Genomic DNA, 6,401 nt, shown 5'->3' with positions numbered 1-6,401 from the left:
GTACAGGGGTTGGGCAGCTTGCCCGAAGCCGGGGGCGTCGTGGACACCAAAGCGAGGGCCTGCGTCTGGGGCGGCAGCCGGCGCGGCGGCAACTGCACGGGCGGCGGGATGGGGCAATGCGTGCACGGGCCCTTCAGCGGAATCACCAGCCGCCGGCCGATGCTCAGGAACGTGTTGCGCATCCGGTTGGCCTTCTTGATGGCCACCACGCTGGAGTTGTTCCGCATCGCGATGCCGCCCAGCGTGTCCCCGTTGCGCACCTTGTACATCATGAGGTTCTGGTCCGGCTGGAGCGCCAGCAGCGGCGCCACCCGGCGGCCCAGCTCCTGCGCGCGGGCGTTGAAGAAGCGCACGTGGAAGTGGTCGCGGTGCCGCCGCGCGTGCTTGATGACGGAGTTGAAGCCCGCGTTGAACAGCGCGTCGAGCCACGCCTTGTCCTCGCCCACGCTCAATGCGTAGTCGTAGAGGACCTTCTGGACGCGCTTGTCCACGAGGATCATCTGCACGTCGGTGTTCGTCACCAGCGAGCGCACCAGCGCCCAGTTCATGGCCACGTCGATGTAGCGCTCCCGCTCCTTCGCGCGCACCGGCTCCGCCGTCGGGTAGTAGAAGCCCAGGTCCACGTCGCGGCCGTTCTGGTGGCTCTTGTGCGGGCGCAGGTAGCCGCCGTCCTTGGTGGACAGCCGGTTGACGCGCAGCGGGGGCACGTTCGGGTACTGCGCGCGCACCGCGCGGATGGCGGTCATCACGTAGTTGACCGTCTCCTCCGTGCCCCAGGCGATCTCCGGCGACACCACGAGCCAGTCCTTGTCATCCGGGACGCGGTGGCTGTTGAGCTGACGGCCGCTCTCCACGAAGCCAATGGACATGGAGCCCAGCGTGCCGGGGTCCTTCTTCCACGCCTCGGTGAGCGCCTCGTCGGACAGGTCCGCGGTGTACAGGGGGCCCGCGGGCGCGGCGGGCGCGAGCGGCGCCTGCAGCTCGCCCTCCTCGCTCACGCCCTCGTCGTCGGTGGCCACCGCCGCGTCGTCGTCCTCCTCCTCGGCCTCGGTCCCCGTGGGGCACGGGTTGTCGCGCACGGCCGCGTCGGTGACGACGGCGGCGACCTCCGCGGGGGACGGCATCGCGGCGGGGGCGGCGGTCACCGGCGCCGCGGCGGCGGCCGGGGCCTCACCCGTCGCCGGGGCGCCTGTCGGAGCAGTCGCCGGAGCGCCTGTCGGGGCAGTCGCCGGGGCCGGAGCCTCGGCGGTCGGCGCGGCCTGGCTCGGAGCCGGGGCCGGGGCCTGGACGGGGGTGACGACACGCGCGGCGCAGCCGGCGCAGAACAGGAGGATCAGGAGTGAGGAACGCACCGGGCCGAAGGATGGCCCGAGAAAGCCCATGCCACAAAGCGCCGACCGCGATTTTGACTCCCGGTGTGCATCCCTGCCTGCTTGCTTCAGCCCTCCGAGGGCGATGCGGTCCGCGCCTGTAGCAGCAGCGATGCGCGCCAGGGCGTGAGCACGTCGAAGGGCAGCCGTCGCCCTCCGCCCATCGACAGCACGCGCTTGTCCTTGCTCACCAGCCACGTCGCGCCCACGCGCGCCGCCAGCACCAGGAACTTCTGGTCGTCGCGGTCCCGGCACGGGGGCAGTTCCACCGCCACGCCGCCCTCCGCGTCCGCGACCCGCACGAGCGCGCCGTACCGCTCCCGCACCGCCTGCTGCGCCTCCGCCGTCAGCGCGAACGAGCGGTAGCCGAGCACCAGCTCCAGCTCCCGCAGCGTGTGCCGATCCGCCCACGCCGTCAGCGCTCCGGCCAGCAGCGCCTCCTTCAAGGGGCGGGCGAACGCGTCGTCGAAGACGAAGACATCCAGCACCACGTTGGTGTCCAACACCACGGAACGAACAGCAGGCACAGCGGAAGGAGTCGTCACGGAAGAAGAACTTTCCGTCAGCAGCGCCGCCAACTCAACCTGCCCTCCAACCAGTCAATCCCAATGCACGGCATGTCCATGGTCAAAACCCGGAATAAAGGAGAGAGATGGTTCTTGTCGTAGTTCCCTCCTTCGGCCCGTGCGCCGACGAAAGGTCTGTCCATGACCGTGTTCTCCCGTTCGCTGTGTCTGACGTTGCTGAGCGCCTCCGCCCTGCTGGCGGGCTGTGGTGGCGAGGAAGTGCCCATGTCGCAGGGAGAGGGCGTCGTCGTCCCGCCCGTACAGACGGACGTGGCGGGAGGCGGCGTGAGCGCGAGCGCGGCCTACTGTGACGACGTGACGACGTGGGATCCGGCGTGGGTGACGCTGGAGAACAACGTGCTCACGCTCATCAACCAGCGCCGCGCGGCGGGCGCGACGTGTGGTGGCGTCGTCAAGCCTCCGGTGGCGGCGCTCACGCTGGACACGCGGCTGGGCTGCGCGGCGCGCAAGCACTCCAAGGACATGGGCACGAACAACTTCTTCAGCCACACGGGCTCGAACGGCTCCACGCCGTGGCAGCGGATGAACTCCGCGGGCTACACGTACCGGACGGCCGCGGAGAACATCGCCGCGGGCTACGGCACCGCGCAGGCGGTGGTGGACGGCTGGATGGCCAGCACGGGGCACTGCAACAACATCATGAACGGGGCGCTCAAGCAGACGGGCATCGGCTACTTCAACGCGCCCACCAGCACCTACCGCGCCTACTGGACGCAGGACTTCGGGACGCCGTAGGCGCCATGGCAACAGGGCCCGGGTGCCCTATGCTGCCGGGCCCATGACCTCCCCGTACGCCGAGCATTTCCCCGCCCTGCGGTCTGGCTTCAGCTACCTGGACAATGCCGCGGGGGCGCAGGTGCCCTCGCACTGCATCCACGCCATCAGCCAGTTCCTCACGGGGGGCAGCTGCAACGTGGGCCAGCCCTACGCCGCCTCGCAGGTGGCCACCGCGCTCAAGGCCCGCGCGCGAGCGGAGACCGCGGAGTTCCTCCACTGTCTACCGGAGGAGGTCATGCTCGGCCCCAGCGCCACCGCGCTCACCTTCCAGGTGGGCCGGGCGCTCTCGCGCCTCTTCAAGGCGGGAGACGAGGTCGTCATCTCCGAATTGGAGCACGAATCCAACGCGGCCCCGTGGCGCGCGCTGGAGGCGCAGGGCGTGAAGGTGAAGACGTGGCGCGCGCACTGGCCGGAGGGGCGGTTGGAGCCCGCGGACCTGCGGGCGCTCGTCACCCCGCGCACGCGGCTGGTTGCCGTAACGGCGGCGGCCAACTCCGTGGGCGCGACACCGGAGCTCGCCGCCGTGGCGGAGGTGGCGCACGGCGTGGGCGCGTGGGTGTTCGTGGACGCGGTGCACTCCAGTCCGCACCACCTGCCGGACCTGCGCGCGTGGGGCGCGGACTTCGCGGTGTTCTCGCCGTACAAAGTTTTTGGTCCGCACCTGGGCTGCCTGTACGTGCGGCGCGGGCTGCTCGCGGGGCTGCCAGCGGACAAGCTGTGGTTCGTGCCGGATGACAGCCCGCAGAAGTTCGAGCCGGGCACCGCCAACCACGAAGGCTGGGCCGGCTGGCTGGGTTCACTCGCGTACCTGCGCGAGGTGCTGGGCGGAGGTCAGCCGGGGCGCGAGGGATTGGTGCGGGCCTTCCAGCGCATCGAGGAGCTGGAGCGCCCGCTGCTGGAGACCACGCTGGAGCGGCTGTCCCGACACCCGCGCGTGAGCCTCTACGGACCGAAGCAGCCCCAGGGGCGCGTGGCGACCTTCTGCTTCAACGTGACGGGCCTGCCGCCGCGCGCGGTGGCCGAGCACCTGGCCCGGCAGGGCGTGGGCGTCGCCGCGGGGCACTACTACGCCACGCTCGCGGCGGACGCGCTGGGCCTCATGCCCGACGGCGCCGTGCGCGCGTCGCTGCTGCACTACAACACCCAGGAGGACGTGGAGCGACTGATGGCGGGATTGGACTCGCTGCCGTGAGGCTTCACCTTCGCTGAACGCGGGAAGGATCCGGGGCTTGTCAGGCCGTCACACCTCGACGGGCGGCTCCGGACGCTTGCCCGTCAGTGTCGCCCCCGCTGACGCGAGGCTCACCAGCCCGACCGCCAGCCATTGCAGGGGCGAGAGGTGCTCGCGCAGGAAGACCCAGCCCATCAAGGCGGCCACCGCGGGCTCCAGGCTCATCAGGATGCCGAAGGCGCGGCTGGACAGCTGGCCCAGCGCCAGCATCTCCAGGCTGTACGGCAGCGCGCTGGACAGGAGCGCCACGCCCACGCCCGCGGCGAACAGCCCCGGCGTCAGTCGCTCCAGGTTCCCGCCCACCAGTGCGAACGGCAGCACCGTCAGCGTCGCGACCACCATGCCCGCCGCCACGCCCTGCCCTTCGGGGACGAGCCGGGAGAGCCGGCCACCCACCAGGATGTAGATGGCCCAGCACGCGCCCGCCGTCAGCGCCAGCACCACGCCCAGCGGATCCAATCCTCCGGGCCGCGCCGTCCACGGGGTGATGAGCACGATGCCCGCCGCCGCGAAGAGCACCCACAGGAAGTCCAGCGCCCGGCGCGACCCCACCACCGCGAGCACGAACGGCCCCACGAACTCCAGCGTCACCGTGAGCCCCAGCGGAATGCGCGCGAGGGCCAGGTAGTACGTCAGGTTCATCACCCCCAGCGCCAGGCCGTAGGGAATGACCGCCCCCCACTGCGCGCGGGTGTAGCGCGTCAGCGCGGGACGGAAGAAGGCCAGCAGCATCACCGACGCCAGCATGAGGCGCAGGCCTGTCGCCCCCATCGCGCCCAGCGCCGGAAAGAGCCCCTTCGCGAGCGCCGCCCCACACTGCACGCTCACCACGGCGGTGAGGACCGCCGGAATCGGGGACAGGAAGGGGGCGCGGCGTCCGGCTGGGGTCATGACTCCGGACTCTTACCACCCCCCATCAGGGAGTCACGGGCTCCCGCCACGGGCCGGCCCGCAGGAGCGCCCGGCGCGCGAGGAAGCGGGAGGCATTCCACTCGGGCACCGTGTCCTGCTGCGACAGCCTGTCGCGGTGGCCGTCCAGGAGCAGCGCCGCGTCGGACTCGGAGAGGAAGGCGAGCGCGGGCAGCAGCGCGGGCACCGCGTCCGCGGACAGCCGGGACAGCAGCTCCACGTCCAGCGTGCCGGTGCGCGAATGGCGCTCCAGGTTGTGGCGGGCGATGAAGGCCTCCGGGTTGATGACATTGAGCGCGATGACCGCCCCCAGCGCCGTGGCGAAGGCGCCCACCGCGAAGCGCTCCATCCGCCACCACAGCGTCACCGCGCGCCAGGCCAGCGCCGCCCCCAGCGCGACCATGAAGACGTGCGTGTACAGGCGCAGCAGGGTGTAGCCGTAGGCGTCCTCGTAGAGCGACAGCCGCTTCATCGCCGACGCGAGGATGACCAGCGTGAGGACCACCATCAGCGACGTGCCCGCGCGGAACACGGCCTGGGCCGCGGGCGACTCGCGGCGCGTCCAGCGCGTCAGCGCCATCACCAGGGCCAGCGTCAGCATGGAGACGACGACCAGTTCGAAGAAGCCGCGCCGCGCGTACTCCGCGAAGGAGTAGCCGGAGGCGGGGGAGGACGCGTCGCCGATGAACAGGTACGCCACCTGGAAGCCCGCGAAGAGGAGGAACAGCGCGTCCACGGTGAGGATGAGCGTCAGCGCTTCGATGAGGCCCAGGCGCGGCGTGGCGGGCTCCACCTCCGCGTCGCCCCACTCCTTCGCGGCGCGGCGGCGCAGCGCGTGGCCCAGCACTCCCGCCGCCACGCACGCGCTGAAGCCCATGCCGACGCCGCGCTGCACGAGCACGTCCAGGCCCAGGTCGAAGGACAACAGCCGGTCCATCGTCGAGGAGAAGACCCCGTCCGCCGAGCTGAGCAGCACCCCGAACACGAGCAGCACCGGCAGCGTGAGCAGCAGGCCGCGCCCCAGCGACAGCAGGCGGGGGGCATGGGCGCGCACGCCACGCACGTCCACGCTGTCCCGCACCAGCGCGGGCGAATAGCGGAAGGCCTGGAGCGCGGCGCCCAGCACGACGGAGGGATAGCCGGTGAGGCCCAGTCGCTGCAGCCGGCCCGCGGCCCAGAATTGCGCCAGCAGCATCAGGAGCACGCCCGCGGTCAGGACGTTGAGGGACAGGAGCCACGGGCTGTCACGCACGGCCACGAAGCCGGTGACGATGCCCAGCGGCACCAGGAGCCATGCGTTGGGCCGAGCGCGCTGCCAGCCCTCGCGCCCGCCCAGCCACGCGAGCGCGCCCACCAGGGCCGCCACCAGCACCGGGAAGCCCAGGCCCCAGCGCTCCCGGTCCAGCAGGACCTCCGCGAGCAGTCCCAGCGACAGGGACGCCGCCAGCATCCGGCGCGGGGCGCGAACCCAGGGCAGCAGCGGACGGGACGGGGCCGTCTCGGTGACAGCCGGGGGCGGCAGGGGGG

The 6,401-nt window shown here is 71.7% G+C and carries 6 protein-coding genes; 2 read left to right on the top strand and 4 right to left on the bottom strand.

What is annotated here, in order from left to right; translation table 11 throughout:
- Both D7V97_RS38285 and D7V97_RS38280 read right to left on the bottom strand, forming a co-directional pair.
- Positions 1 to 1,145: penicillin-insensitive murein endopeptidase (locus D7V97_RS38285; protein ID WP_233583500.1), on the bottom strand; the 1,145-nt coding region annotated here is incomplete at its 3' end.
- Positions 1,146 to 1,438: 293 nt separating this feature from the next.
- On the bottom strand, positions 1,439 to 1,915 hold the full coding sequence (locus tag D7V97_RS38280) for a putative toxin-antitoxin system toxin component, PIN family (RefSeq protein WP_233583499.1): 477 nt from the start codon (positions 1,913 to 1,915) through the stop codon (positions 1,439 to 1,441).
- 162 nt (positions 1,916 to 2,077) lie between these two features.
- On the opposite strand from D7V97_RS38280, the gene D7V97_RS38275 reads away from it, so the two are divergent.
- Together D7V97_RS38275 and D7V97_RS38270 are read left to right on the top strand one after the other, a co-directional pair.
- The gene (locus tag D7V97_RS38275; RefSeq protein WP_120615530.1) at positions 2,078 to 2,692 is read left to right on the top strand and encodes a CAP domain-containing protein; all 615 of its coding nucleotides are present in this window, start codon (positions 2,078 to 2,080) and stop codon (positions 2,690 to 2,692) included.
- Between the two features lie 43 nt (positions 2,693 to 2,735).
- Complete coding sequence (locus D7V97_RS38270; RefSeq protein ID WP_120615529.1) at positions 2,736 to 3,926, top strand: cysteine desulfurase-like protein; 1,191 nt, start codon at positions 2,736 to 2,738, stop codon at positions 3,924 to 3,926.
- Positions 3,927 to 3,974: 48 nt separating this feature from the next.
- Here the strand turns inward: D7V97_RS38270 and D7V97_RS38265 are convergent, their stop codons facing one another.
- Both D7V97_RS38265 and D7V97_RS38260 read right to left on the bottom strand, forming a co-directional pair.
- Entirely contained in the window at positions 3,975 to 4,856 is an 882-nt protein-coding gene (locus tag D7V97_RS38265) for a DMT family transporter (RefSeq protein ID WP_120615528.1), read from the bottom strand.
- 25 nt (positions 4,857 to 4,881) lie between these two features.
- Positions 4,882 to 6,401: DUF4173 domain-containing protein (locus D7V97_RS38260; RefSeq protein ID WP_147445150.1), on the bottom strand; the 1,520-nt coding region annotated here is incomplete at its 5' end.

The sequence above is a fragment of the Corallococcus sp. CA053C genome (genome assembly GCF_003611675.1).
Classification (GTDB): domain Bacteria; phylum Myxococcota; class Myxococcia; order Myxococcales; family Myxococcaceae; genus Corallococcus.
This window is presented reverse-complemented; position numbering and strand designations above follow the sequence as displayed.

What these genes read in the sequence shown, in the direction of transcription:
- D7V97_RS38275 (WP_120615530.1), top strand. Translation starts at nt 2,078, where the DNA reads ATGACCGTGTTCTCCCGTTCGCTGTGTCTGACGTTGCTGAGCGCCTCC.
- D7V97_RS38265 (WP_120615528.1), bottom strand. Translation starts at nt 4,856, where the DNA reads ATGACCCCAGCCGGACGCCGCGCCCCCTTCCTGTCCCCGATTCCGGCG.
- D7V97_RS38270 (WP_120615529.1), top strand. Translation starts at nt 2,736, where the DNA reads ATGACCTCCCCGTACGCCGAGCATTTCCCCGCCCTGCGGTCTGGCTTC.